Origin of the sequence: Nostoc sp. EspVER01 (genome assembly GCF_034530635.1) — a bacterium.
In the GTDB taxonomy this organism is placed as follows: domain Bacteria; phylum Cyanobacteriota; class Cyanobacteriia; order Cyanobacteriales; family Nostocaceae; genus Nostoc.
The window spans coordinates 30045-56534 of record NZ_JAVRCS010000031.1 but is presented as its reverse complement, the minus strand read 5'-3'; the positions used below and the strand labels follow the sequence as shown (position 1 = coordinate 56534).

The 26490-nt window shown below is 38.2% G+C and carries 21 protein-coding genes; 8 read left to right on the top strand and 13 right to left on the bottom strand.

Annotated features, from left to right (window positions below; genetic code table 11):
* Position 1: 1 nt before the first annotated feature.
* The 9 genes from RMX69_RS22555 to RMX69_RS22515 all read right to left on the bottom strand — a co-directional run bounded on the left by RMX69_RS22555 (position 2) and on the right by RMX69_RS22515 (position 12133).
* Entirely contained in the window at positions 2–973 is a 972-nt protein-coding gene (locus tag RMX69_RS22555) for a GDP-mannose 4,6-dehydratase (RefSeq protein ID WP_322638761.1), read from the bottom strand.
* A gap of 257 nt (positions 974–1230) precedes the next feature.
* Entirely contained in the window at positions 1231–2406 is a 1176-nt protein-coding gene (locus RMX69_RS22550) for a glycosyltransferase family 1 protein (protein ID WP_322638760.1), read from the bottom strand.
* Positions 2403–3326: a glycosyltransferase family 2 protein gene (locus tag RMX69_RS22545; RefSeq protein ID WP_322638759.1), complete on the bottom strand. Its 924-nt coding sequence runs from the start codon at positions 3324–3326 to the stop codon at positions 2403–2405. The genes RMX69_RS22550 and RMX69_RS22545 overlap by 4 nt, the downstream gene beginning before the upstream one ends.
* Positions 3323–4939 (bottom strand): glycosyltransferase family 4 protein, encoded by a 1617-nt coding sequence (locus tag RMX69_RS22540; RefSeq protein ID WP_289798704.1) that lies wholly within the window; start codon positions 4937–4939, stop codon positions 3323–3325. Before RMX69_RS22540 ends, RMX69_RS22545 begins: the two co-directional genes overlap by 4 nt.
* A gap of 29 nt (positions 4940–4968) precedes the next feature.
* Positions 4969–6684, bottom strand: a complete 1716-nt coding sequence (locus RMX69_RS22535) for a methyltransferase domain-containing protein (protein WP_322638758.1) — start codon at positions 6682–6684, stop codon at positions 4969–4971.
* An 87-nt stretch (positions 6685–6771) separates the two neighbouring features.
* On the bottom strand, positions 6772–8610 hold the full coding sequence (locus RMX69_RS22530) for a class I SAM-dependent methyltransferase (RefSeq protein ID WP_322638757.1): 1839 nt from the start codon (positions 8608–8610) through the stop codon (positions 6772–6774).
* The gene (locus tag RMX69_RS22525) at positions 8603–9916 is read right to left on the bottom strand and encodes an ABC transporter ATP-binding protein (protein ID WP_289798707.1); all 1314 of its coding nucleotides are present in this window, start codon (positions 9914–9916) and stop codon (positions 8603–8605) included. The genes RMX69_RS22530 and RMX69_RS22525 overlap by 8 nt, the downstream gene beginning before the upstream one ends.
* A 170-nt stretch (positions 9917–10086) precedes the next feature.
* A complete protein-coding gene (locus RMX69_RS22520; RefSeq protein ID WP_289800086.1) occupies positions 10087–10935 on the bottom strand; it encodes an ABC transporter permease in 849 nt (282 codons plus the stop codon).
* Between the two features lie 379 nt (positions 10936–11314).
* Positions 11315–12133 (bottom strand): Uma2 family endonuclease, encoded by an 819-nt coding sequence (locus RMX69_RS22515; RefSeq protein WP_322638756.1) that lies wholly within the window; start codon positions 12131–12133, stop codon positions 11315–11317.
* 229 nt (positions 12134–12362) lie between these two features.
* Here RMX69_RS22515 and RMX69_RS22510 point away from each other — a divergent pair, with 229 nt between their 5' ends.
* The 4 genes from RMX69_RS22510 (at position 12363) to RMX69_RS22495 (ending at position 15286) form a co-directional block, all read left to right on the top strand.
* On the top strand, positions 12363–12554 hold the full coding sequence (locus tag RMX69_RS22510) for a DUF2862 domain-containing protein (protein ID WP_289798709.1): 192 nt from the start codon (positions 12363–12365) through the stop codon (positions 12552–12554).
* 121 nt (positions 12555–12675) lie between these two features.
* Positions 12676–13776 carry an ArsA family ATPase gene (locus tag RMX69_RS22505; RefSeq protein ID WP_289798710.1) on the top strand — a complete coding sequence of 367 codons (1101 nt, stop codon included), beginning with the start codon at positions 12676–12678 and terminating at the stop codon, positions 13774–13776.
* A 92-nt stretch (positions 13777–13868) separates the two neighbouring features.
* The gene (gene chlG / locus RMX69_RS22500) at positions 13869–14915 is read left to right on the top strand and encodes a chlorophyll synthase ChlG (protein WP_289798711.1); all 1047 of its coding nucleotides are present in this window, start codon (positions 13869–13871) and stop codon (positions 14913–14915) included.
* 83 nt (positions 14916–14998) lie between these two features.
* Positions 14999–15286 carry a hypothetical protein gene (locus RMX69_RS22495; protein WP_069069020.1) on the top strand — a complete coding sequence of 96 codons (288 nt, stop codon included), beginning with the start codon at positions 14999–15001 and terminating at the stop codon, positions 15284–15286.
* Between the two features lie 45 nt (positions 15287–15331).
* On the opposite strand, the gene RMX69_RS22490 is transcribed toward RMX69_RS22495, so the two are convergent.
* The 4 genes from RMX69_RS22490 to RMX69_RS22475 form a co-directional block, all read right to left on the bottom strand.
* Positions 15332–16288, bottom strand: coding sequence for an MDR/zinc-dependent alcohol dehydrogenase-like family protein (locus RMX69_RS22490; protein WP_322638755.1), 957 nt, complete (start codon positions 16286–16288; stop codon positions 15332–15334).
* Between the two features lie 301 nt (positions 16289–16589).
* Positions 16590–17162 (bottom strand): hypothetical protein, encoded by a 573-nt coding sequence (locus RMX69_RS22485; RefSeq protein ID WP_322638754.1) that lies wholly within the window; start codon positions 17160–17162, stop codon positions 16590–16592.
* Between the two features lie 216 nt (positions 17163–17378).
* Positions 17379–18185 (bottom strand): inositol monophosphatase family protein, encoded by an 807-nt coding sequence (locus RMX69_RS22480; RefSeq protein ID WP_289798713.1) that lies wholly within the window; start codon positions 18183–18185, stop codon positions 17379–17381.
* 56 nt (positions 18186–18241) lie between these two features.
* A complete protein-coding gene (locus tag RMX69_RS22475) occupies positions 18242–19675 on the bottom strand; it encodes a BCD family MFS transporter (RefSeq protein ID WP_322638753.1) in 1434 nt (477 codons plus the stop codon).
* A gap of 234 nt (positions 19676–19909) precedes the next feature.
* Between RMX69_RS22475 and RMX69_RS22470 the strand changes: the two genes are divergently transcribed.
* From RMX69_RS22470 to RMX69_RS22455, 4 genes are all read left to right on the top strand, one after another.
* The gene (locus RMX69_RS22470; RefSeq protein WP_289798715.1) at positions 19910–20755 is read left to right on the top strand and encodes an Rpn family recombination-promoting nuclease/putative transposase; all 846 of its coding nucleotides are present in this window, start codon (positions 19910–19912) and stop codon (positions 20753–20755) included.
* Positions 20756–21160: 405 nt separating this feature from the next.
* Positions 21161–21679 (top strand): hypothetical protein, encoded by a 519-nt coding sequence (locus tag RMX69_RS22465; protein ID WP_322638752.1) that lies wholly within the window; start codon positions 21161–21163, stop codon positions 21677–21679.
* Positions 21680–22015: 336 nt separating this feature from the next.
* Positions 22016–24232, top strand: coding sequence for a hypothetical protein (locus RMX69_RS22460; RefSeq protein WP_322638751.1), 2217 nt, complete (start codon positions 22016–22018; stop codon positions 24230–24232).
* Positions 24229–26382, top strand: coding sequence for a hypothetical protein (locus tag RMX69_RS22455; RefSeq protein ID WP_289798717.1), 2154 nt, complete (start codon positions 24229–24231; stop codon positions 26380–26382). Before RMX69_RS22460 ends, RMX69_RS22455 begins: the two co-directional genes overlap by 4 nt.
* The last annotated feature ends 108 nt before the right edge of the window (positions 26383–26490 follow it).

Genomic DNA, 26490 nt, shown 5'->3' with positions numbered 1-26490 from the left:
TTTAAGCTCCGCCGCTGCTCAATTTTTTTAGATCATAGTCAACCATTAACTCAATCAATTGCTCAAAGGAATGCTGAGGCTGCCAACCTAACTCCGTCTTAATTTTATTAATGGAACCAACTAACTGCACTGGTTCATCAGAGCGATAAAAAGCAGGATCAACTGAGACATAATCTTGCCAGTTGAAACCAACGCAGTTAAAAGCACACTCAACGAGTTCTCTGACGGAGTGAGTTTCACCACTAGCAATGATATAGTCATCAGGTTGTGCTTGCTGCAACATCAGCCACATAGCGTAAACAGCATCCTTGGCGTAGCACCAATCACGACGGGCATCTAGGTTGCCTAATTTTAGTTCATTTGCTAAACCCAGTTTAATTTGAGCAGCTGCATGGGTGATTTTACGAAATACAAATTCTGTCCCACGTCGAGGCGATTCGTGAGTATAAGTAATACCACAGCAGTTGTAAAGATTGTATTTCTCTCGATAGTTGACAGTCATCCAATGAGCATATGCTTTGGCAACACCATAAGGGTTCCGCGGACGAAAGGCAGTGCGTTCAGTTTGAGGTGATTCATCAGGTTGACCGAAGACTTCACTACTAGATGCTTGATAGAATCTGGCATCTGGTTTGCAGCGACGAATAGATTCTAAAATACGGGAGACACCAAGGGCTGTATATTCAGCAGTGAGAGCAGGTTGTGTCCAAGACAGAGGAACATAGCTTTGAGAGGCGAGATTATAAATTTCGTCAGGTTGAGCTTCGGTAATCACATCCATTAAAGATGACTGATCTAAAAGGTCGCCAGAGAGGATTTGGATATCGCCAGAAAGGTGATTGATGCGCTCAAGATTACTGGAACTTGAGCGGCGGACTAAGCCGAAGACTTGATAGCCTTTGGTTAGTAGTAGTTCAGCAAGATAAGAGCCATCTTGTCCAGTTAAACCGGTAATGAGAGCTTTTCTAGTCACAGTTATAATCCTACTGTTAAAAAAATAAAATTTAAAAGTTTATTCAGTATATGTTATGGCAAACTATTTAGTGAAAATCCAAAACTTTGTTTTACAATTAAGTCTGAAATGCTCTATTTTTGTAATTTCAACTAAGACCACAACAGTTGTCAAGGTTGTATTGCTGCCGATAGGGAAAAATCATCTAATGAGAATGAGCTTTTCTAAAAAAGTAAATTTAGTTTAAGCGTTTTTACGCTAGAGTTAAATTCCTATATTTAACTCATAAAAAATTGCTTTTTAATCTCCTTTTCAGAAGTTTTTTTAGGAAGTTCTAAAACATCTATATATGCTTGAGTTACTTGCTTTGCTGCTTTCGACCAGGAAAAATTATTGGCTTGTCTTGGACTATTAAACCTCAACACCTGACGCAATTTGTCATCTTGAAGTTTTGCAAATCCTGCCACGATATCAGCTTCATTTGTAGGATCTACATATAAAACTGCATCTTTGCCAACTTCAGGTAAACTCGTAGTATTAGAAGTTATAACAGCTGCACCAAGATCCATTGCCTCTAACACTGGCAATCCAAATCCTTCATAAATTGATGGATAAACAAATGCCCAACAATTTTTATATAGCCAGTTTAGTGTATCATCATCCACATACCCTAGTCTACGAATATGCTTAGTCAAGCCTATATTGACAATGAAACTTTCAAGATCGTCTTCTAACCATCCTTGTCCTCCTGCTAAAACCAAAGGTTTAGGATCGTTATAAATATCGATATATTTTTTGTACGCCAACAAAGTTCGGCGTAAGTTTTTCCTTGGTTCTAAAGTACCTACAGAAAGCCAAAAATTATCAGGTTCGAGGTCAGCAACCGGTTTTTCCTTATGATCATCCTGAAAACGACTTCCTAAATAGACTACACGAGTTCTTTCTATTGGAAAGTGGGGAAATATTTCCAGAAATCGTTGTCTAGAATATTCAGAAATAGCAATAATTAAGTCAGCTTGCATTGCTGCATTGAAAACACCATTAAAACAATTCCATCGGTTGGCCTCAGAAGTATATTCTGGATGATCTAGGAAACTCAGATCATATAAAGTATAAACAAACCGAGCAGAAGTAAAACGAGGACATGAAAAGTTGTTCCCGTGAACAATATCTGGATTTCCCAATTTTTCTTCATCAATTGCTGCTGAAGTACTCCAAAAAGCTAGAGATTCATGATGTGAGAAATGGTCTAGTAGATGAGTACAATTACTTTTATGAAGGCGGCACGTGCTAGTTCCATGCTCTGTATCCCAAAAAGTGTTTCCAAATGCGGAGTAAAGCAAATACTCATTATTCTTGTCGCAGCTTACTAGGTGTTTTATAAGACTATCAGCAAAGTATCCACATCCTGCCTTGGCTTTTCCAGTTTGACTAATATCAAAACCGATCCTCATAATCTTTTCAATAGTAAAACTAAATTTTTAATCAGAAATATATTGGCAGCAATTAACCACCAAATCATCCTGACTGATGCATTAACTGAAATCGATTTTTTCCAATGATAAAATGACCACAGACTATTAAAAATTACTGCATTCACAAAAATCATGTTTTGAAGAGGTTTTGTTCTGTCTAACTTCCAATTCTCTTCTATCTTTACGTGTGCGTAAGCAAAAATCCATTTATCTGGCACATTTCCAAATTTGGAATGCATCATATTATTTATTTCATAATGCACAGCTATCCGTTGACCCAGTGTTTTATTAGTCTTATATAAGCGAGAACCAGAAAGCTTGCGTGGTATATAATGAAATGGTGTATTCTTTGCATAACGAAGCCACAACTCATAGTCCATACAGTACTTGAGAGAATCATTCAAGTCGCCATATTTTTTAACTAGACTACGGCGAAAAAATACTGATGGTTGGCAGAGAAAACAAGTTTCGATTAAACGTTGATAATTCCAAGCCTCAGTCGGATAAGCTTCAATAACTCGGTCTTGTTCATCAATGTGATCGGCATCACCATATATAGCTTCTATATTGGGATAAGATTCAAAAATCTCTTTAATCGCCTGAAAAGTTCCTGGATAGTAAATATCATCAGAATTAATCCAAGCAATTATGTCACCTGTGGTCATAGCGATACCTTTATTAACGGCATCTGCTTGTCCTTTATCAGGTTCTGAAACCCACTTTATGTACTTATCGTAATTTTTTAAGATTTCTACAGTCCCATCGGTACTAGCACCATCACAGATTACATACTCCATTTCTGTATCTGCCAATTGTTGAGATAGCACACTCTGTATAGTTCTTTCTATAAAACAACCCTGACCAAAAGAAGGTGTAATAACGCTAAATTTTAAGTTCACACCACACTCTCTAATGCTAAAATTGAACTAGATGACCCATCAACTAAGTTTACTCGACAATGGCGTACCATTAACCCAAGCCGACGTTGATCCGAGTTCAGATTTAGTTGACTAGGTTGAAAGCTAGGCGATATTTGCACTGTTACCACTTCACCTGTAGGCAAAAGTGGCCAAATAACTTTCTGTGATTCGCCCCGAAGGCAATTGTAAGAAGCTTTTCTCTGTTTAGTACGTAATTTTATCGTGGCTTTAGAGGTTGGATAAAATTCAGGAGTTTCAAACAAAATCTCTAGAGTTCGCCCTGACAAACCTGGCTCTATGGAAATATGAAACTCAGGTTCTGACCAACCATCATCATAAATGCCAGAAATCATTGTTTGAACTAATGTCTTTTGATTTAAAGCCTCTTTTTGAAAGATACTTAGATATTGGTAAGCCATTTCCTTACCATCAAATAACTCTAATCTTTGAAACCCTTTTTTTACCAGTTGTTCAACTAATAATTGATTACCGCTAATCTTTGCCAAACATGATGCTATCTCATCTGGTTTTCGAGGATCGAAATAGATAACGGCATCTCCTCCAACTTCTGGTAAGCTAGCAGCATTACTAGATAATACTGGCTTACCAAATTTCATTGCCTCTAAAGTTGGAATCCCAAATCCTTCATATAGTGAAGGGAAAATTAAACATTGGCATCCTTGCCAAACAGCTGTTAATGCCTCTTGATTTAAAAATCCTAAAAATAGGATATTGTCACTCAAACCCATAAGGTCTACTGCTTCCTTTAAGTGCTTTTCTTCATGTTCTAATGCACCTGTAAAAACTAAATCTAAAAATGAATTTGGAAACTGTTTTTTATATATTCCATAGGCTGTTAACAGGATACGATGGTTTTTATGTGGCCAATAGTTAGCAGGATAAAATGCATATTTTCGTCCTGCTAGACCTATACTGCTGAGATGCTCTATCACAGTGCTTTCATTTAATTCAACTAGGCGTTCATGAATAGAAATTGGTATAACAGCAAGTTTATCAGGGGGTGTTTTAAAATGCTTGATAAATGATTGGCGTGTAAAATCTGAAATACAAATGATTTTTTGAGACTTATTAAGAAGCTCAACTATAAATTTTGTTCGATGTTGCTGTTCTTGAGTAGTAAAGAAAAATTGATAGTCTAAATGCTGTAAATCATAAGCAATAGCTACTAACGGAATATCTTTGTCAGCATATGTTGGTGCAGAGAAAGGACAGAATAGTAAATTAATCTTATTTTCTTTCAGTAAGGAGCTAGAGCCTATAAAATCATTTAACTTAAAGTTGATTTTATTAACTATTTTTTTTACAAGTCTAGAGAAAAGCCCCAAATTACTTTTTTTTGGTGTATCAATTAAATCAGGAACTAATAGTCGCTCCATCCTGTTAGTCTCGTATTGTGCTAATTCTAAATGATTCCAAGGAGCTGTAAGGAGTAAGAAATAATGATGAGGTGCTAATTCTTGAAATTGCTTTAGTAGGGTCAATACTAAAACTTTAGCACCTCCATTTTCACCACCAGGTCGTAGAGGAGTTAAATCTATAGCAATTCTTAGAGATGGTTGTAATTCGCTCATATGGTAATTAATACATTCAATTTTTGAGTCTATAATTTGTATCCTACAACTGCATAATCTTGCGCTCCGTAAAAGTAATCATTAAATCGTTCAGCTACCTCAGAACCACTGAGCTTATAAGTTTCTGGGTAAGGGTGAAGATTGAGAATTTTTACTTGGTGTAGACCTTGCGTTTCCAGAATAAATTTAATCATGGAGCTTGGCAAAGGATTATGATGCGTGGGATCGAAATAAAAATTACAACTACCAACTAATACATTTTGAGGATTAGGTGTTTCAAAAATGGCTAATCCACCAGGCTTAAGTACCCTGACTACTTCAGTGAAAAATTTCATTAACTTTGGAAAAGTTAGATGCTCGATAATATGAAAACCTGTTATCATTCCTAAGCTACTATCTGGTAAAGATTGTACATAAACCATTACATCCGCTTCTATCACCTCAAATCCCCTGGAGCGGGATTGTTCTACCATTACTTTGTTGATATCCAGACCTCTGGCTGTATATCCAGATTCCTGTAGCAACTCCAGCCATTCACCACGCCCACAACCTACATCTAAAATTGGTGATTCATATGTGCCTATCTTTGCTTCCTCAATCAATGGCAAATAAACTTTTAATCTGTCTAATATTTCTTCTCGACTACCTCGAAACTGCTCTTCAAATGCAGCATAAAAGGCATCCAAAAAGTGCATATCTTCATTTACAAAGGTTTCTAACTCCTTTTGAGTAAAAGGTTCTGGTAAACGTTTTCTTGCATCTTCCAAAAACACTGTTATTAAACGTTTTTGCTGCATTAAGTCATTTTTGAGGTAACTATCGTTTCTGATGTAATGCTCATTGATTTCTTGAATACGAGCATTTGCTGTATTTATACGATTATCTGTTGTAATTAATTGATCGCCCATTCTTTCAATACGAGCATCTACAATATTTTTATGCTCATCTATTTCTTGTACTAGACGATTCAGAGTATCCAAACGTTCTTGAACGCCAGTTAACCAGTTGGTAATTAAAGTATGAATAGCATTTAAGCTGTCATCTATTCCTTGGATACTGTTATCCAGAGTAACTAAGCGCTCATCCAACCCTTGAAAGCGATTCTCTACAGCAATCAAGCGCCTATCTAATTGTTGGATGCTGTTATCCAGAGTAACTAAGCGCTCATCCAACTCTGGAAAGCGATTATCCATAGCAATCAGGCGCTCATCCAACTCTGGAAAGCGATTATCCATAGCAACCAGTCGCTCATCTAGCCCTTGGATGCTGTTATTCATAGCAACCAGGCGCTCATCCAATCCTGGAAAGCGATTATCCATAGCAATCAGGCGCTCATCTAGCCCTTGGATGTTGTTATCCACTTGCGTTTTTAAAGTCGCAATGTGTTCCACCATCTGGTGATTAAGTGCTACAGACTCTTTTAGGGAATTAATTATACTAAAATTGATTTCTCGTTGATCTTTAAAGATAAAATTCATGATTTTTAGAATAAGTTTTTGCAACTTACCACTTAAATTCAAAGGAAAAAGATTAAGTTGATCTGGCCACTTTGTACGGGCACTTGAACGAGATTCTGCATTTTCAATAAAAGTTTCAATATAACTAATACTTAACTTCAAGTTTGATGTGTCTAGATTAGATTGTGAATCTCCTAACTGAGAATGAGCTTGGTTTTTGCTAATATGCTCAACATTTTTATGTATTAATTCATCAATATTAGTTTCAGGATAATTGGATTCAATCATTTATTTATTACTTAACCTCAATTATTTCTTGATATGATGATATGATGATATGATTTTAATTTCTAGATTAGATATGGTATTTAATGCTTATATCACCCTGATTCCAATGTCCTCCATTAAATAAGTTGGCGCTAAATCAAACCAGCGTACACCTTCCTGTACCAATGTCACTCTCAGGATATAGCTACCTTTTTGTGCTAACGATCTCAGTTTAATTTTATACGTTTCTTTGGGTACTTTATTATTGAATAAATGTTTCAACACTATATCTTCAGAGCTATTTAATGGGGGAAATATCTTTGTTCGTTGTCCCTCAAAAACAATGTAATCGGTAGCTTCTTCATTCATCCAATGATACGAAATGTGAAGTGGATGAGAACCATAACTATTAAGAGTAAATTCGCTAGAGTTTTCAATTTCTAATTTAATTTCAAATTCACTATCTGCATTTACTAGTTTTTGATGATCTTTCACAAATATCTTGATTTTTCCAGCAGAGATGGGTGGGATAGGGAACATTTGTAAGCTATTCTTGAGATGTTCCCGATTTATGGGTCGATGAGAAGCAACTACAAATAGACTAGTTGCTGCACCTATTTCTCTTGTAGAAAACTTTTTTACTAAACTTCCACCTGGATTCTGGGTATCACCAAACCATAAACATACATGGTTAAAGTGTTTGCTTAATTGCTTTTTCAAAATCCTTGGCGATTGTTCATTAATATGCATTAGTAGCTCATATCTTGAGCGGGGCTGTGGTGGTAGGTAGGCACCAACAGAAGCAGCAATTTTCCTTTTACGTGGATATTCATATTTGTAATACCAAAGATTTGGAAAAGTATGCACAACAAATAATCCGTCTTGTTTAAGACTGTGCGCGACTTGCTGATAAAGCGCATCTAGTTCTTCAAAAGCTAAGTGTTCAATCACGTCAGAAGCTAGTACTAGATCATACTTATCTGGCAGTTGTACATTGCAGACATGATCGCAGATGAATTCTACGTTGGCTGCTAACTCAGCTTCTCCATTAAAACAATTTTTTGCTAGTTCAATGGCATTTGGTGAATAGTCAATAGATGTAACCGCAAAACCTTGACGAGCAAAATAATAACTAAGTTCACCTCGTCCAGAACCAATGTCAAGTACTCGTCCTGATGCTTTCAAACTAGCGATCGCTGCTACAGATTGCAATCTTGGATCTTCTAACTTCTTCCCTTGATTTTGTTTATAAGTATCAAATCCGCTACAGTCTTGAGTATAGTAGTGACTAGTATAACTTTGACGAATGTCTAGACTAGAATTAGTATTGTGGTGGTGTTCTTCAAGCTCACTTAAATAATTATTAGAAACTTTTATTAATAACTCTCCGGCATAACCTGGTATTACACCATACCAATCGAGCAAATCAGCATATCTAAATAAGAAATCACTAACTGCCATAAAGTTCTGCTGTGTCCACATGTATCCATCTACCAACACGTAGCGGGATTGCTTAATAGCAAGTTCTAAATCATGAAAGGAACCGTCTCCATTTTGTTGCCCATCAACATGAATGAGATCGTAGACATTACCAGGCAAGCGTTTCATTACCTGTGTATCAGCAATAATAAATTCAGTATTAAACTGCTTAGTAATTTCTTTTGCCCAATTAATTGCACCTTTGACACCACCAAAATCATTGGTATCTAAGTCAATACCAGTATATTTAGCATTAGGGTATCCGTGTAGGAAAGCTGCGGCAGAATAACCAAAACGTACTCCTATTTCTAGGATATTAAGAGGTTTTAATTCATGAGCGATCGCAGATTTGAGTTTGTAATAATCAATCCACTCATCAAAAAGATGTAACAAGGGATCTTCTGGATTAGTAGTTTTTCTAAAGTCATATTCTGTCTGTTTTGCCTGTTTAATTATAGAGTCAAACATAAGTATATTTATGAATAGAAATAGAAGGAGAAAGATTTACTATACCTGACCACAGTATTGAGTCTTTGTTTCTTAGAACTTTTAATGCGGCGACATTATGAGCATAAACTAATGTTCTCTGGAATAAACTTTCCCCAATTGCACTATCAGCTACGCCAAATGTAATTGTATATTCACCCTCCATCAAAGGCACTTTAAACTTAAAGCAAATCTCCAGTAAAGTACCGCTCTCTACTCGACCTATTTTTTTTCCCATACATAGAGTATTTGTTTCAAAAATTACCTCACCTGTTCTTTCCCGTATTTTAAAACCAATATGGGGATCTTCAAAATATTGGGAAAATAAAACTCCTACGGAAATCTGTAATAACTGCTCACTAATTACAACTTTTATTTCTTGATCTGTTTCATCTAAAAATCTAACAAATTCTATGCTTACTTCTGGCGCATTAATTACTACTTCTTGTACTGATTCTGAGGTTATATCTAAAAATTCTTTATTTTCCTCTGAAGTAACATAATTAGAATCTGGAAGCATTTGAATTTCTACTAATTCTGATTGTATATCTTTTTTTTGTAACAGCTTGGCTTCATATAAATCAATTACTTGCCTTGGTTTAGCATCCAACACTAAATTTCCTGCTTCCATAAATAAAGCTCTGTTACAGATTTTATGTACAACAGCTGAATCATGGGAAACAAATAAAAGTGTTGTTCCCATACGTGTTAGATTTCTAATCCGCTCAAAACATTTCTGCTGAAAGTAAATATCTCCAACTGCTAGTGCTTCATCTACAATTAGAATGTCAGGATCAACACTTACTGCAACTGCAAATGCTAATCTCACGAACATACCACTTGAATAAGTTTTAACAGGCTGCTCAATAAAATCTCCGATATCAGCAAATTCGACTATCTCATTGTATTTGGCTTCAATTTCTTCACGACTTAACCCTAAAATTTGTCCATTGAAAAATACATTTTGTCTTCCAGTAAATTCAGGATTAAATCCGCTACCTAGTTCTAGTAAAGCTGAAACTCTGCCGTGAAGCCAGACATCTCCTGTAGTTGGTGTCAAGGTTCTAGCAATGATTTGTAGTAATGTACTTTTCCCAGAACCATTTTGACCAATAATTCCTAATTTCTCTCCTTTAGTAATTTCTAAGTTAATATCCCGCAATGCCCAAAATTCTTGAGCGTGGCTCTTACCAGGTAGTAAAGTTTCTTTGAGCCTATCTACCGGACGAGCATAACGCTTGTAGCACTTTGAGATATTCTTCAGTGAAATTACAATCTCCTCACCCATAACACTGCATACTTAAACTAATAATGAATTTCACACGGTACAAATTTATCAATTAAAAATTAATTACTTCATTATAATTTTTGCTTGTTGTTGAATTATATCGCTATCTACATATACAGTTAACGTTAGCATTTGCTTGTTTTAAAAGCGGCTAACTAATGAAGCCTTGACTACAACACGTCGGCAAAAGCTGGACGCAAATGCTTGTATACTGTAAAACCACAACAAAATATAATTGTTGCTATGACACAAGCAACTCCCCATTCACCCCAGTGCTTTACTTCTCCAACTAAAACTATGTCACGATAAACCTCTGCGATCGCTGCCATTGGATTTAACCAGAATACCAAACTCCGCCATTCCTCTGGAACTGCTGATACTGGATAGACAAGCGGTGTTGCATAAAACCAAATATTTAAAATTACTCCTAAAGTCTGCGGGATATCTCGCAAAAATACAGTTAGTCCGGCTGTTAAATAGCCCAACCCTGCTGTTAGCAATAACTGTGTTAACCAGATCAAGGGTAATAGCGCCAAGCTAGTATGTAAAGTATGAGCATTGATCGCCACGAAAAAAATCAATGCCATTAAACCAAAGGAACTCTCAATGAATGTTGACAAAATTGGCACTAGGGGTAATAAAGTTAAAGGAAATACCACCTTCTTGACTAAATTTGGTTGTCCTAGTACCGAATTAGCGGACTGCATTAGACCACCACTAAAAGCAATCCAAGGAAGTAAGCCTGCAAATAGCCACAAACCAAAGGTGAAATCATTTGCTGGTAAACCCTTGAGAGTAGTCAGCTTCACCTTCAACACAGTGGAAAATACATAAGTATAAATCAGTAACTGGGATAGCTGATTTAGCAAAGGCCACAAGTTACCTAAAATAGAACCCTTGTAACGCGCTTCTAAATCCCGGCGTACTAGAGTTCTCAGTAAGTCGAACTTCATCCACATCTGTTCATCTATGGGCAAGATTCGTCTCAATCTCCCTACATTACGTACAACTCCCCGCATTGTCGGCAACAATTTCTGCTTCCTCGCTTACTACTCACTATCCGCTCATCTAATTACTCTCACTGAAGCCTATTATATTTATGAAAGTTCCTTTTTCAGGCACTTTCAAATAGAAAAAATATCCAACTACTTCTTGTGATGTGCGTATTTTACCCGCCTTTGGTTAAACGTGTGTTAGGCAGGATGCCCACCTCATAAGATTGGATAATTTATTTGTTGGAAATCTCTTCAGTGCTTTTAGAATTTATCATCACTAGAAAATTGTATCCAAATTATCTTGGCGATTATACAATAAATAGGATATTGTCAAGTATATTTTTACTACAAATATAACGTCTGTTTGTCAGGCTCCTTCTTTGTTAAGGATGCGAGTTTTTGCTTAACTCAAGTTATCTGGATCAATTCCTTGCGATCGCAAATACTCTGCTAATCGATCAGCCCGTTGGCGTTCCTGTTCAGCCCGTTGGTGTTCCTGTTCAGCCCGTTGGCGTTCCTGTTCAGCCCGTTGGCGTTCCTGTTCAGCCTGTTGGCGTTCCTGTTCAGCTTGTTCTCTTCGAGTCGGCACCCAACCTGCAGAATTATACCAACGCAACCACAAACCTGTTGTCTGCTGGTAATTACCTTGCCAAAGACCCAATCCTAGCTCTAGCTCTTCTAACCATAGGCGGTTCTCTGGTAAAGATATTGCTTCGTAACGAGTGCCATTGAGCTTAAAGGCACGTAAATTATTTTCATAGCGATCGTAGATAACGTAGTAAGGAACCCGTAAAATCTGTTCATATACTTCCCACTTCGTTGGGGGTCGGTTTACTTCCCGCAGTGTTTTTCCTAAGTCTTCTTGTTCTGTACCAGGTGAAAGTAATTCAACTACTAAAAATGGATCAATTCCTTCTTGCCAAATAACGTAACTTAAGCGCAGGTCTTGCTGCTGGCTAGCACTAGGTAATCCTAAAACCATGTACCAATCAGGACGCTTGTACCACAAAGGATGGCGGGGATCGTAGTAAAGATTTAAGTCGCTAGCAAGCAAAATTTCCTCAGATGGATAAGCAAGAGGCTGACAAGTCTCACTGAGCAAATCTGCCTGAATTCGGTGAAATTCATCTGGCAAACCTGATTCCCCCACTAATTCACTGGGTAAATCATACATCGTAGGCATTGTTTCTTGTGGCGGACGGGGTGGATCTGTTTGATACATGATTACTACCTTTGTTGCTTAACTCAAGCTATCTGGATGAACCTCTAACGATCGCAAATGTTCCACTAGCACTAATCTTTGCAATCGCACCTGTTGTTAATTTTAAGTTCTTAGGTCAGAAGGTAGGAGTTACGATTCTCTCCCTCACTCCTCATCTCCACTGAATTTATGAGAGCAGAGTCACGGATTCCGCTACACTGAGACTTGGTTTATTGCATTGTAATCAGGCATGGAAATCGGACAAAAGGTTAAAGTCTATCGTTTGCGCGATCGCGTTTCTGCCCCAGTTGTGAAAAAGCTCGGACAAGTGGGTATTATCCAAGGCTACAAAGTCACCGATGGTGGTGGTATCGGTGTAGTGCTACTGTTTGACGATAATTATTCCACTTGGTTTTTTGAAGATGAAATCAAACCTGTGTAGTAGTTAAAGAACTCAGATCCAAGTTTTTCTTGGTATCTGAAATTTCAAGCACAGGTTGAGACTCTTTGTTGAGTGCTAAGTTGGAGTTGAAAAGATCGGCGGTGAAAATAGGAATCAACTAATGGCTCTAATATTGACATTTTTGGGCAAAGGCGGCACCGCTCGTACCAAAATTGCGATCGCCGCCGCCAAATTATTGGCAAGTCAAGGCAAGCGCGTACTTCTAGCAGGACAAGCAGAACCAACATTGCAAATCCTGCTGGGCACTCCCATTGCTGCCGATCCCCAGGAAATCGCTCCCAATTTGCAAGTAGTCCAGTTTCAAGCATCTGTACTACTAGAACGAAACTGGGACGAAGTGAAGAAACTTGAGGCGCAATATCTCCGCACGCCCATCTTCAAAGATGTTTTTGGTCAAGAACTGGTAGTATTGCCGGGGATGGACAACGCCCTGGCACTGAATGCTATCCGCGAATATGATGCCAGTGGCAAATATGATGCGATCGTCTACGATGGCACGGGCGACTCTTTAACCCTGCGAATGTTGGGTTTGCCAGAATCTCTGAGTTGGTATGTCCGACGATTTCGGCAATTATTTGTCAACTCCGACTTGGGGAAGACAATTACTGAATCACCCTTGATTCAACCGCTGATTAGCAGTTTTTTCAATGTCAACTGGACAGCAGATAACTTTGCCGCTCCCACTAACCAAGTCAATAATTTCTTAGAAAAGGGGAGAGCTGCTCTGTCCGATCCCAAGCGTCTCGCTGCTTTCTTAGTGACTACAGGAGATCCGATTGAGGTAGCAAATGCTCGTTATTTATGGGGTAGCGCTCAACAAATCGGTTTAACTGTCGGTGGTGTTCTGCTTGTGTCTACCGAGACAAATGTCAACCTACCAGAGGAATTTATACCCCTCCCTGTGAGCGTTATTCCGAACTCGCCCACGGGTGATTGGCAACCACTGATAGACGCTCTACCAAACTTTGAAGCACAAGCTTTACAGGCTCCCAAACCGATTGAAATAGACATCCACAATCGTCAAGTACGCTTATTCTTGCCAGGATTTGACAAAAAGCACGTCAAGCTTACCCAATATGGGCCAGAAGTCACGGTAGAAGCAGGAGATCAGCGGCGCAATATTCCCTTACCCCCGGCTCTGAGTGGCAGACCTGTTGCTGGAGCAAAGTTTCAGAATAATTATTTGATAATTTCGTTTTAATTTAGTTAGGAGTTAGGAGTGAAGAGTTAGGAATAAAACAATAATTCATAACTCCTAACTCTTAACTCCTCACTCTAAAAAAAATAGGCATTATGTCAGAATCAACTCCCATTACCCCAGACCCTAACCCGTCTGAAGCACTAGACTCAGTGGCAAATAATCTCAATGAGCAAGCACTCGCGTCTGCCGATCGCAGTGCGAAAACTAGACAGCTGCTAGGGATGAAAGGTGCATCTGCTGGGGAAACTTCAATCTGGAAAATCCGTTTGCAGCTCATGAAGCCCATCACCTGGATTCCCCTAATTTGGGGTGTAGTCTGTGGTGCGGCTTCTTCGGGTAACTATACTTGGACACTGGAAAATGTATTGAAGGTAGCAGCCTGTATGTTACTGGCTGGGCCATTGATGACAGGTTACACCCAAATCCTCAATGATTACTACGATCGCGAAATCGATGCCATCAATGAACCTTATCGCCCGATTCCCTCTGGCGCAATTCCCCTACCCCAGGTAATTATTCAGATTTGGGTATTACTGATTGCTGGCTATGGTTTGGCATTTGTGCTGGATGTGTGGTCTGGTCATGAATTCCCGACAATTACAGCGATCGCAATTATCGGTTCTTTCATCGCCTACATTTATTCTGCACCTCCCCTGAAACTCAAACAAAACGGCTGGCTAGGTAGCTATGCCTTGGGTGCAAGTTATATCACCCTACCTTGGTCTACAGGACACGCTTTGTTTGGCGAACTGAATTCCACAATTGTGATTTTGACAATGTTCTACAGCTTGGCTGGATTGGGCATTGCTATTGTCAATGATTTTAAGAGTGTAGAAGGCGATCGCCAGTTAGGATTAAATTCACTACCTGTAATGTTTGGCATCACCGCCGCATCTTGGATTTGTGTAGTGACAATTGATGTTTTTCAAGGATTGATTGCAGCTTATCTCGTCAGCATCCATGAGAATTTGTATGCAGCAATACTAGTACTGTTAATCATCCCGCAAATCACCTTGCAAGATATGTATTTCTTGCGCGACCCCGTGAAGAATGATGTTAAGTACCAAGCTAGCGCCCAACCTTTCCTTGTTCTAGGAATGCTCGTCACCGGTTTAGCGCTGGGTCATGCTGGCGTTTAACTTCTACTTCTATAGTGAGAAGTTAGAAATTAGGAGTTAGGAGGTAATATACTTCTAACTCCTAATTTGTATCAGGACATACCGTGTTTAAACTGATATCTTTCCTCATTCATGGGATTGAGCCTTTGTTAGTCCCGATTTGCTTTGTTGTAGCTTGGACTGTAATTATTCTCGTTGTTTGGAGTCTCTGTGCGGCGGCGCGAGATAGTTTGACAACAGCCAAGCAAATGCATCAAATTCCTTGTACTGGTTGCCAATTTTTTACCGACAATTATCGTCTTAAATGTACTGTACGCCCATATATTGCCAATACAGAAGAAGCGATCGATTGTTCTGACTATCAACCGAAGACTAATCCTTATCTCTATTAGGGAGTAGGGAGTAGGGAGTGGGGAGTGGGGACAAATGACTAATGACTAATGACTAATATCTAACAATATTTTCAAAACACCCCGACTCTGAGCGTGTTCAAAAGCTGCAAGCCCTTCAATAAGAGGGTAGGTGGCATGAATCAGGGGTTGCACGTCAACTTTTCCTGTGGCTAGTAGCTGAAGGGCCGGGGCAAAAGGGCCACAACGGGAGCCGATGAGGGTGATTTCATCTACTACTAAAGAAGAAGCATCCAGGCTGAGTTTGCCAGAATAAGTACTTTTCAGTACAAGCGTACCACGGGGACGTAGGGCGCGGCGAGCGATCGCAAATCCTTCTGGATTACCAGTACATTCTACTGAAATATCGAAATATCCATCTTTCACAACATTAGCTAAACCAGTTTTAATCCCCCGTGTCTCTAAGTTAGCCAGTTTGTCTTGATGACGCCCCACAGCTAAGAGTTCACAGCCGGTTAAGGCTAATGTCTGGGCTACCAACTGCCCTAGTTTGCCATCTCCAACCACTAGCACCCGATTATTTGGATGTAATGGCACTTGCTGCTGAATTTCTAAAGCTGCTGCTACAGGTTCAGTAAATGTTGCTACTTCTGTTGGCACATTCTCAGGTACGAGATGCAGATTCTCTATCGGCAAACAGAGATATTCACCAAAGGCTCCATTGCGGTTGACAATACCCAAAACTGTACGATTTTCGCAGTGAGTTGATTGTCCGCTGCAACAAAAGCGACAATGCCCACACACAGCGTTGATTTCTCCAACTACGCGTTTATTAACTAAGTGTTCTGGCCCTTGTTCAACGACGCCGACAAATTCATGCCCCAAAATACCAGTGTAAGGATAGTAGCCTCTGAGTAATTCCAGGTCAGTGTTACAGATACCGGCACGCAAGACGCGTACTAAAGCTTCTCCTGGTGGCGGTTCAGGAACGGGAATATCTGTACGTAATTGCAACTGATTATTTTCGAGCCAAAGTCCTTTCATTCTTTTTCACCACATATTTGGGTCTGTTCGCGAAGCGTCTCGTAGAGAAGTCTCGTGCTTCACGCAATGCTTTAAAGTAATGAGTTTCATCGTGGATGAAAAATGGGTATTTACTCATTACTTATTACTCATTACTCATTACTTATTACTTATTACTCATTACTTATTACTCATTACTCCTTCTTAAGAGCGCCTTTAGGTCGGTGAGTATGTCAAATCCTTTGCCTAATTATGTTGTCATAATCACTTTTAAAAATGTTTACAAATATAAGGGCAAACATTTGTACTGATATACCCATATCTATGTCTCTGTAGAAGGTATTTCTTTAATTTTGGTTACATCAACTTTGCTTAACCAAGTAACTAAGTCTTCTGAGCCAAGTGCAATCTCACTTCCCAAGGTTTTGATATAGAGAAGTCCGTCACTGATAATTAAATCTCTAATTGGATACCATGAATCTCGTGTTCTAATCAGAAGTTCTAACGGAATCCCTGATCTTGAACTATGCTTGCAATATTTCCACCAGGCTCGCCATAGAATGACACATTTAGTACAGTTCATCTGATAGCCTTTGGGAACTTCGCAGTATTGATACTGATAGAAACCCCGACTATCTACTTCTCCTTTGAGGATATAACTATATTCTGCTAATGCCTGATTGATCAATTCCCACTGGGTTGATTTTGGAGAAATCGAGAATTCAGATAAGGTGTTAGATAGTTGAACAGTGGCAATTACGCCTTCAGATTTTGCTGTCAGTTGGTTGATTTTATACACTGTTTGCGCTGTCAAAACAGGATTTGACAACAAAATATCTTTTTTTTGAATAGAGTTTTGCACAAACTCTCGAATTAAATCTAGATTAGACAACATAAAATTTTTTATACTAAATTAACCAGTGTAATGAAAGTCACAACACTACTTAAATTAATAACTACACTGGTTTTGCACTTAAATCAGGATTATTACCAGCTTTATTTATACTCAATTCTTTGTTGAACTAGGGTTTTGTTAAGTTTAATATCGTTTATGCTATTGTCCACTAGGCTGGTTGACAAAATTACTCTTTTCAAATATTGAGGCAGCAAATTAAATTTTTACACCTTCGAGAAAAGGTTGAAATACCGGAACTAATTCGGGACGACTAACCACAAGGGTAGGAAAAGAGCGATCGCTATAATCTTCTCCTGGTGACAACGGAAACGGTTCTGACTTCAGCGATGACCATACCCCACCAGCTGCTTGGACAATTACCCAAGCCCCTGCTATATCCCAAACTTTTGGTGTCGCCTCAATCCCACCGAGAGTAGCCCCAGTAGCAACCGTCAAAAAGTTATAGCTAGCTACACCCAACATCCGAATTTTACAGGGAAAGCCGTTTTTGATAACTGCGGTGCTACGAGAACAGAGGTTAAAAAAGTGATTGCTGCTGGGACTATCAACACTTGTGTGGATGGGGTGGTGGTTGAGAAATGCTCCTATTGGTGTTGCCAAACCAGATGAACCTGCCCAGAAACCATGAAAAGCTTGATTTAGAGTTGGTGCGTAAACATACCCAAAAATGGGTGTGCCTCGATACAATAAACCCAGAGATATTGTCCAGAGAGGAATGCCGCGTGTGAAGTTGGTTGTACCGTCGAGAGGATCAATTACCCAGCACCACTCAGTACCGGGAAATGACTGATCACTCTCTTCGCTCAAAATGCCGTAACCAGAGAAATTAGAAGCGATCGCATCTCGAATTTCCTGATCTGCCCATTTATCTGCTTGCGTCACCAAACTACCATCAGCTTTTTGGTCAGCCTGTACTTTCCCAAAATCTTGCATTAGCTGCTTGCCCACCCTGGTAGTAGTAGTTTGGGCAAAATCTAGAATTGTTGTCCAAAAATCATTCATTGGTTATTTGTCATTTGTCATTTGTCCCATGCCCAATGCCCCATGCCCTATACAGTTTAATCTAAATCGCTTTCTAAAACAGATGCGATCGCTTGTTTGGCACTTGTTTGAAATTCTGTGACGTTCACCCGATTCAGAAACCAAATCGATGCCACCATTCCCAAGGCTTCTAGAGCAAATACCAGTCCATAAGCTAACTCTGGGCTAGGTAACAGCTGGCGTCCAATATCCAAAACTGTACCTCCGATTACTACCGCCACACCTCTAGAAAGAGACTGCGCTAATCCCCATGCCCCAATGAATGTACCTGCGGCTTCCGCTGCGGTAAGATCCAACATCAAGCTAATTGCAGCCGTTGTTAAGAAACCTGTGGCTAAACCGAATAAAACCAAACCTAGTTTGAGAACTGCTGCATTAGCCGTGAATCCTGATATGCCGAGCAATATTGCACAGAATGCCACCAACATACAGCCTAAACGTGCAGTTCTGCGCTTACCCAAACGCGGGACTATGAAAAAGCCCGTAACGCCGTAAGCAATCAGTAGACCCGTTCCATAAAAAATATTTAATTTGGTACTTTCCGCTAGGGGCATTTTAAACACTTGACCCGCATACGGTTCCAAAATCGGGTCTTGCATAAACAAGCTGATAGTCATCACCAGTAAAAAGGTGAAAAATATACCTGTTTGTGGGCTAGCTGTCAATATTTTCCAAGCATTGCCTAGAGTGATGCTATCTTCCCGATTCACCAGTGTGGAACGGGTTGAGTATTGGGAGTACTTTTTTTCTACGCCGAATGTTGCTGCGATCGCTAAACCAAATACAATTGCTGGGACGATAGTAAACAATCTGTTGATTGCTGGCTGTAAGGTTTCTATAGTTGCTTCTGGCGTTAATTGTTTCAGCAAGCTGGCACTAATAATCGCCCCAACAATAATCCCCACCATGAGCATCGACCAAACCACACCGACTACTTTAGAACGGTTATCTTCTTCAGATATATCCACCAATAAAGCAGCAAAGGCAGTACCGCTAGCACAAATTCCTAGACCGTATACAGCGAAAACTAAAGCCAAAAGTCCTGTCCAGCCGATTGTTTGGGTTGTCCATACCCAACTACCTGCACTATTTCCAGCAAGATTCATCTGCCACATTACTTGTACAGCTAAAAATGCTGCGATCGCAAATATTGCTGCGCCTACCCAAACATAAGCTGTGCGGTGGTATCCCCATAAAGGTTTAGCATCGGAAATCTGGCCAAACCAGATCCGTGAAGGAGCAACAAATAAAGGCAGTGCTAAAACTACTGATACCAGCGTCGCCGGAATTGCTATTTCTTGAATCATGACTCTGTTGAGTACCCCCAGAGTCAAGATTGACATCATGCTCAACCCCATCTGAAATAAACCCAGCCGGAACATGGTCAGCAGGTTTACTCTTGGCACAGATAGGGATTTTGTTTTGGTATCAAATACTTCACCGCTTGCCATAGCTACTTTTTCGTATAGTTTATAGGATTTAATTTCTCTCTTTTAATAAAGATAAACCCTACCCGCTCGAAATCAGCGAACGAAAAGTTGAAGTTGCGATGGCGTTTTGCCCCGCCAGAGGCGATCGCAATTATTTAGCAGCCAGTTATACCAACACCTTGATTAGCGTATGCTTCAGCCAAGTTATGATTAATTTTGATGGCTTGTGAGAAATCAGGTTTTTAGGATGAAGTAGTGAAACGAGACTCCATTTACTATCAAATTTTTAAGCGGTTTCCTCGGTTACTCTTTGAACTGGTAGATCACCCTCCTCTTCAAGGGCAAAACTATCGATTTGAATCACCTGAAGTCAAAGAAACCGCTTTTCGCATCGATGGTGTGTTTTTACCTCCAGAGGATGCAACATCGAAGGTAATCTTTTTTGCTGAAGTTCAATTTCAAAAGGATGAAGCCCTCTACCATCGGTTCTTTACTGAGTCGCTGATGTACCTGAACCGGAATCGTTCTCAGTACGATGACTGGTTCTGTGTGGTAATTTTTTCATCACGCTCTTTGGAGCCAAGGGATCAACAAACTCATCGAATATTTCTTAACAGCGACCAAGTGCAGCGAATCTATTTAGATGAGCTAGGCGCGACTAATCAGCAGCCAATAGGTATCAACTTGATGCAGTTGACTCTAGCATCGGATGAAGTGATGGCACAGCAAGCAAAGCAATTAATTGAGCGAGTAAAATTAGAAGAAACGGACACACTGCCGCAAAACGAAATACTAGACATCATCACCACAATTGCCGTTTATAAGTTTTCTTCGTTGAGTAGAGAGGAAGTTGAAGCTATGCTAGGACTGACTTTGGAACAAACAAGGGTTTATCAGGAAGCGAAAGCCGAAGGTCGAGAAGAAGGTCGAGAAGAAGGTCGGGAGGAAGGTCGAGAAGAAGGTCGAGAAGAACGGGAAGCTGAAATGTTGAAACTTACCGTACCTTTGTTACTAAAAACAGGGATGAGTATGGAGCAGATTGCTCAACACCTCAATGTTGATATAGAAGACGTTCAGCTTGCCGCACAGTCAAGCACATAGAATGGTCATTTCACGTCTGTTGTCATATTTTTGCAAAATGAGGAGAGCTTGATTAAAATCCTCAATTGCCTTTTTATGGTTTTCAGAGCGATCGCGCCAAAATGTGACAAATTAAGATGCTCATGATTTTATCAAAGAGTAAATAAATCCTCTGTTTAAGTTGCTAGATTCTTCACTTCATTGAAAAGCAGAAGCTACAGAGGTTAGAGAGCTTTGTTTTGGTATCAAATACTTCACTGCTTGCGATAGCTAATTTTTTGGATGGCGATGATGCGATCGCGCCAAAATGTTACAGATGGATCTAAGATACTCATTACTTCATCGGAACTGGGACTTGCTAGCAGAAGACCCAGTATCTAACCTTTACATAGCAAAAAAGATATAGAGCTACTCCAAAATGAACAATTGCCTAGCAGCTTTAAAGAAAAGATTAAAATAGATATTCGTAAAAATGTTGAGCCTGCATTCCGAGATATTATTCAGAAAACGTTGACCAAGAATTTTTCAACAAAAAAAGCTCGTTTGTTGGCTATAAAGAATAATCAAGACTACCAATGGATTGGAGAACTTTATCCTGCCGTATTTACAGATGAGAAAACCATCTTATTTCTTAGTATAGATAAGTTCGTCGCTCAAAATTCAACACTTGTGGAACCATCATATTACTTTTATGAGCGGTTGATTAATGAGTCAGTTATTTTTATTGATGAGTTCGATACTACCAAAGATGCTGTACTCAAAAATATTATTAAGTCTGGATTACGGCATCGGGTGGATCTTATTGATTTATTTTTGAACATTCATAATCATCTGATGCAAACCGAATGCCCTGAAGTACTTCTGCAAGAATCAAACTGGCGAAAGAAAAAATCTTCAGGTAAAAATTGGCTATCTCTACGAGAGCAAATTGAATCATTGCGATAAAAAGCCAACTATATATTTAATAAATATGAATTACAGCATATTTGTAAATCTCAGAATGAATTTTCAACTAAGGAAAGAAACTTTCTTTTTTATGATTATAAATTCCATAATGTTCTGGCTCGTAATCAACGTGTAGAGATTATTGGAGATATAGATAGTCGTACAAATTGGATTAAAGCCTTTGATATTAAACATCAAAAATCAGGTATTGACATACAGGAATTACTGAGTAGCATTACAGGATATTTATCCTATTTTCAGACAGGAGTTAAATACTTAGCAAATAACTATCGCCGTTTAAAAGAAGAAGATAAAGGTGGTAAGGAAACTTTTCCAATGAAATTAGCTATTCAGACAGTTCTTAATAATTTCCACCTTAAAGATGTTGAATTTTTAACCAATAGAATTCTTGAAGATGATTTACCTTATGGCTTACAACCCTATCAAGGATCAATACAAAGTCAGAATTTTTATGATACAGGGTTTCGTTACTACGATATCGTCGATAGCGATGAGCATGATACATTATCAAAAATATATATGTTTAACTTCAGCCGTACACCTGAATCTTTTTTAGCTGGAGTTTGCTCAAAGGCTTTTGTAGTGGGTATTTCAGCTACTGCCGGACTTTATACAAATATTGGCAATTATGATCTAGAGTATTTAAAATCTCGTTTAGGAGATTCATTTATACGTATTAAAGATGATGCGCTTGTTAAACTGAAAAATGTATATAACGAAGCAACTCAAGGCTATGATAAAGTCTCTATAAAAACTCAATTTATTGGGACAGATTCACAAGAACAAGCAATCAAACAGCTTGAAGAGCTTTTGAATGATCGAGAAGCAGCCCAGGATTTATGGAATACTCTTCTTCATACCATTACTGATGAGAAGGAGGAAAGTATCAAGTTTGCATTTTGCCGTTATGTCAGAGCTTTAACTGCATGGCAATATTTTTTAGATCATCCTGATTGTCATGCGTTCCTTTGTCTTTTCAATAAATTACCAAAGCCTTCCGATCCAAAATTCGACCTGCATATATTGCATAAATATGCGGAACTTTTATTAGAAAGTCATCAAAATAATATTGATAGTTCTGTAGCTGATACATTCTTTGTACTTAGTAGTAATAATTTTGATGCAAACAAGGAACAACTGCTCAATGAACTAAAAGATAATAAACGCCGATTTATTATTTCTGCATACCAAACCATTGGCGTTGGACAAAATTTACAATTCTCGATTCCTTCAGGGATAGAGCCAATACATATCAACAGCTTTTCTAAGGATTCAAATATGGATATTAACGGAATTTATTTAGATAATCCAACAAATATTCTTGTTAATATCTTTGAAAATAATATAGATGACGATAAGTTTATCAAATATATTTTTCAATTAGAATTTATTCGAGAAAACGGAGATTTTTCACTCAACCAGTTTAAAAGCAAGTTGGATGAAGCGTTTTACAGATATATAAACAGATATAAACCTAGACGCAAGGCTGAGGACTTTATCAACCCATACAATACAAACGCTTATTCACGCTACTTAAATAAAATCATTATTCAGGCATTGGGTCGAATATGTCGTACCAATATGAAAGCTCCAACAATTCATATTCTTGCTGACGCTTCTATCCGAAAACATTTAATTGGATTTTCTCTGCCAGAAGATGTAATTCCTATTCGTGAATATACTGCTCTCCTTGAATCAGCAGGTGAATCACCTAACCAATCTGAAGATTTAATAGAAGCACAGAACCGTGCATCTCATAAAAGTAATCAAACTGCTACTTATATACGTCGCCAACTGAGTACGCCGTGGACAAAACAGAGTGTTAAAAAGTGGCAAGAACTAAGAGAACAAGTTCTTTATCAACCAAGTATTGTAAAAGAGTCAGAATGCAATATTAACTGGAATAATATTTACCTGCATTTGCCAAAATCTGCCGATTCATATTATTTTTCACATGAAAATGACTATGATGATATCGAAGTTTTCTTTTCTGATAACTACGGGAAAAGGGAAGTTAAAGAAGTAAGCGAAGAAACTGCCCGTCTTTCAGAGTTGATGAAAATTGATACTTTACATAAATTGTTCACTGATTCTGGTTGGGCAACAAAATTTCCTAAATCTCAACTAATGCTGACCCCTCCCATGTTCAACAATATTTATAAAGGGGCATTAGGCGAAGTATGTGGGAAACATATTTTTCAAAACCTCTTAAAGATTCCCTTACTAGAACTGAATATAGATGAATTTGAACTCTTTGACTTTAAAACAGAGCAAAATATCTATATATACTTCAAGCTATGGAATGATCGGGTTGCAGTAAAAGCTGATGAAATAATCGAAAAAATCTGTGGAAAAATGGAGATTGTTGAAGCAGAAAAAGTTTTTGTTATCAACATTCTTGGTTCTTCTAACACTCCTTTTATTCCGATTCCATCATTTGACGGAAAAATTATAGAGATTCCCTATCTCTGTAAAAATGATAAGATTGATGATTTTGCACTTAAATTTATTGTGAATGAGTTTTTGAAATGAGCATTCTTACAAATAGACTGAAGGTAAATTTTCATATTGATGCTATTGAACGAGATTTTGTTTTTATCCGCTTCAAACGAGACAAAAATGGCAAATGGTGGGGAGCAGAAGAATTGGATTGCATTATAGGCGACGATTATCAAGCTATGTCCGTTGGATATGCTCAATATGCCTATGCCATGTTTGATAAAAAATCGAATGATACTTACGCATTACTTCAAAAACTTAAAACCGATCCTAAATTTGCTAGTGTATCTGCAATTGAGGTAAAATCCCAGGCTGTTTATACTGGAAATGATGAATGTATATGTGAAGTAACACTTGCCCGCTTATTAATTAACTCTCTAGGCTCATCACGCTCTAAATTTAAACATCTACATTTCTCAAATCTGACGGGAGCATTACTTAAAGTCCCTCCATTAAAAGATAAACTTTATGATGCGATTGGTGTTGCTGAAATCACTCTTAGTAGTGATGAGAGCAAAAAAAATGAATTTTTATTGAAAGTTAGTGTCCCCACTTATCGAAAAAAGGTATCTATATTAAAAGAATATAAAGGTACGGCAGAATTAAAAAAAATTCTTAAAAGACCTGAATATGTGTTCCATAGTGGCACAGGAACTCTGAGAAGATGGCTTCCATCTGATGGTAAAGATACAGATCCTACAAAGTCTTACATAAAATGTAAGAAACAAGGTGAAAAGCGTCATACTAATTTTCTCGAATTTGGAAGTATAGAGAAATTTGAGAAAAGCCGAGCAGGTATTTTGTTTCAAGTTTTCAATAGTATTCAAGAATATCTATGTGAATACATGAGTGTTAATTTTTCCACTCTTGAAATTGATCGCAGCATTGAACTCCAAAATACTTTGCTTAAAAGTCCAAAACAACTTCACTCAAAACTAGATGGTCAAGCAATACATATAGTTGATAGAGTTAATGATGAAGATTCTACTAATTTAGTAATTACACTGAAAGAATTTCTTCTTCCTTATATCACTGACGAAAAACTAATTACCGTTAGTAAACGTGATAAAGAAAACACTCTAAATTTTAGAATTATACATGATGCCGAATTTTATGAAAAAAGAGGGCAAAAGGACGAATACCTCCCTTCAACAGATAAATTTCAGCGACAAAATCTGACAATTGAATCAACTAAAAATGTCTCTAAGCCTATTGTTAAAACAATTATAAAGGAACAGCTTATAAAGCGTGATGTTAGCTCTCGAACATTGAACTTGTTTGATTGGGGTAAACTTCAACTAAAAGGAATTTGGACTTTTGCTGCTTGGGATGAAGATACAGACCACGTAATTTTTATGGAAATTCAACCAAATGGTAATTTTGAATTTTACGAAATAGATGGTCAAGATATATTACTTCACTGGCAAAAGTTTGATAAATATAGAAAATTCATGACGGCGGGTAGCTCAGGAGATAAAATCGAGACATTAGAAGGTCTTGTTATTTCTGATGCTGGTGATATAAATCAGATATTTATAACTGATGAAATCAGTATTCCTGACCTTTCTAAAATTGAAGCTATTCTCAAGGAAGTCGAAACTGAACTTCCCGAAGACAAGGGAAGTGGAGATGAGCTAGCTGATATAGTTGAAGAATTTTTACAAGAAGCATCTGACCTAGATGTTGAAAAATTGAAATTATTCTCATCGGAACTTAGAAAAATTGGTAATCAACCTATATCAAAACGAGATTTTAAGCGTTTACTCGCACAGTATTTGGGGACAACAAAGAAGGTAGGAGATAAAAATATTGATGTTAGTAGTACAAGTGAGGCTATTCGTTTTAGAGATTACCTTCTCGACAAACATGAAATTCGATTGAAGTTCCCCCAGGATAACCAGAGCAAAGAAGATTTATTCGACGCTTCTCTTAACATAAAATATTTTGGTGAAACTGAAAAAGAAGCTTATTACCTTGTTGGAGATCGAAGAGATAATGTGCAATTCCATTTTAAAGATGCTTGCCATCTCCGTAAAATAGTTGCGGTGAATGGCTCAAAACTGATATTCAGACAACTGCTTGAAACTATGGATGTTGATTTTGTTCGTACAGGGCAAAGTACCGTAATCCCTTTTCCATTTAAGTATATTAGGGAGTATAAAAATTTTGGCGTTGCTAAATGACTGTATAAATCAGTATTAATCAACTGCAACAACTATTACTTTGACGCATTATATCTTATGTTTTATTAGACCCCAATACACGGAGAAACAGTGTTTAAATAAACCCAA